This is a genomic window from Trichococcus sp., assembly GCF_049589555.1.
Taxonomy (GTDB): Bacteria; Bacillota; Bacilli; order Lactobacillales; family Aerococcaceae; genus Trichococcus.
The window spans coordinates 1-2225 of record NZ_JBAWAZ010000086.1 but is presented as its reverse complement, the minus strand read 5'-3'; the positions used below and the strand labels follow the sequence as shown (position 1 = coordinate 2225).

The 2225-nt window shown below is 47.7% G+C and carries 3 protein-coding genes; all 3 read right to left on the bottom strand.

The window, feature by feature from the left end; genetic code table 11:
- A partial coding sequence (locus WBV27_RS03975; RefSeq protein WP_424199619.1) for a dihydrodipicolinate synthase family protein occupies positions 1–446 on the bottom strand: 446 nt, incomplete at its 3' end.
- Positions 447–464: 18 nt separating this feature from the next.
- Positions 465–1496, bottom strand: a complete 1032-nt coding sequence (gene pdxA / locus WBV27_RS03970) for a 4-hydroxythreonine-4-phosphate dehydrogenase PdxA (RefSeq protein WP_424199617.1) — start codon at positions 1494–1496, stop codon at positions 465–467.
- Positions 1489–2225, bottom strand: a 737-nt coding sequence (locus tag WBV27_RS03965; protein WP_424199615.1) for an iron-containing alcohol dehydrogenase, incomplete at its 5' end; no start/stop codon positions are given. The genes WBV27_RS03965 and pdxA, both read right to left, overlap by 8 nt.

Genomic DNA, 2225 nt, shown 5'->3' with positions numbered 1-2225 from the left:
GTTTCCGGAGCAATCGCATTTCCGGCGCGGGCAGGAATGTTGTACATCACGATCGGCAAGTTCACGCTCTTGGCGATTGCTTCATAATGGTTGTAGATTTCCTGTTGGGAAGCAGCGGCGAAAAATGGCGCAACAACGGATAATACATCCGCACCTGCAGCTTCAGCGATTTTCGAAAGTTCGATCGTTTCCCTTGTCGTGGCAGCTCCGGTCCCTGCATAGACAGGAACTCTTCCTTTCACCTCATCAACAAAAGCTTCGATGACGAATTTCTTTTCTTCCTTATTGAGTGCGTATGCCTCGCCGTTTGTTCCTAGGCAAAACACGCCATCCACACCGGCAGCCAACGAACGATTCACATGGTTTCGGAGTTCTTTTTCGTTGATATCCTCGTTTGCATCCATCGGTGTTACGTTTGCGGAAATGATTCCCTTAATATCTACCACTATTTTTTCCTCCCGGTCCTATTTATTTTCAGATAACATGCAAGCATAGTCGATTGCATTCACTAAGCTTGCTGCACTTGCGATTCCTTTTCCTGCATTATCGAATGCTGTTCCGTGATCGACAGAAGCGCGGATGATAGGCAACCCGAGCGTCACATTCACTCCGCTGACATCATCCCATTGGCCTTTTTCACGGTTATAGACAAAACCGACGACCTTCAAAGGGATATGCCCTTGATCATGATACATAGCCACAACGATATCGTACCAACCGCCGCGTGCCTTCGAGAAGATTGTATCCGCTGGAATCGGGCCTTCTGCATTGATCCCAGCTGCCTTAGCTGCTTCCACAGCCGGCAGGATTTCCTCGATGTCTTCCGTTCCGAAAAGTCCGCCTTCACCGCAGTGAGGGTTTAAACCTGCAACCCCGATTTTAGGTTCCGCAATCCCTAGCCCTTTGCAGGCCGTATTAGCTAATTTGATGACTTCCAGCACACGCTCTTTTTTGACGAGATCACAGGCCTGGCGCAAAGAAACGTGGGTGGACACATGCACGACTCTTAAATCTTCATGCGCCAGCATCATGGAATATTTCGGTGTATTCGTGTAATGGGAATAGACTTCCGTATGCCCTGCGAAATGATGGCCTGCCAAGTTCATTGCTTCTTTGTTGATCGGGTTTGTAACCGTAGCGTCGATTTCATTTTTCATGGCCAGATCAATGACCTTAACGATGCTTCTGAAAGCAATGTCCCCGGATTGCGCAGATACCTTTCCGATCGGGTAGTCGAATGCCTCAGTGGCGATATCGATCACTTCAATTTTGTTCGGTTCGAATTTCGCTTCAGAAACCTCTTTGATCGGTATGATTTCAATATCTGTCGCTCCAATAAAGCCAGCTGCCTGTTCAAAAACTTTCGGGTCACCCACGAATAAAGGTCTGCAGCGTTCATACAGCGATGCATCAAGCAGCGCTTTTACGCCGATTTCAGGACCGATTCCTGAAGGGTCACCCATCGTGATTCCGATGATCGGTAAATTTTTACTCATTCTTTTCGCCCCCTGTTTGATCATTCAGTACCGACAGATAGATGTTTGTGATCTCTTCTTTTGTCAGTGCGCGCTTGTTGTTGTCCAACAGTCTGCGCACGCCGCTTCCGGCTTCGACCAGGAAATCCAAGTCTTTCAATTGAACACCAAATTCTGCCAAGTCGGTAGGGATGTCTAATTTTTGGACGATATCCGCAATGTTTTCGATCATGACTTCGGCTTTTTCGTTTATGGACAACGCTGCTTTCTCAGGATAAACGGCATCACATAATGCAGCCAGTTCATTGGTGATATCCGGTTTGTTGACCCGCATCACCTTTTCGAACAAAATCGCATTGGCTACGCCGTGCGGGATATGAAATTCCCCGCCTAAAGGATAAGACAACGCGTGAACAGCTGTCGTGCCGGAAGAAGTGATGGCGACCCCACCATAGAAGGAGCCGATCAATAATTGCGATCTGGCTTCCAAATTCGCCGGATTGGCATAAGCTTCACGGATGTTATGGAAGATCAGTTTTGCACCTTCAGCAGCAAACATATCGCTGAATCCATTGGCTTTGTTGGACGTATAGCACTCCACACAATGGCATAAGGCGTCAACTGCTGCGGCTGCCAAATGTTTTTGCGGCAGATTTTTAACGAAGACCGCATCCAAAATCGCTGCATCCGGAATCAAAGCATCATTGACGATTCCGATTTTGATTCCTTTTTCAGGAACACCGACGATTG

Bases quoted from the DNA above. Each gene is read 5' to 3' on its own strand.
- pdxA (WP_424199617.1), bottom strand. From the start codon at position 1,496: ATGAGTAAAAATTTACCGATCATCGGAATCACGATGGGTGACCCTTCA.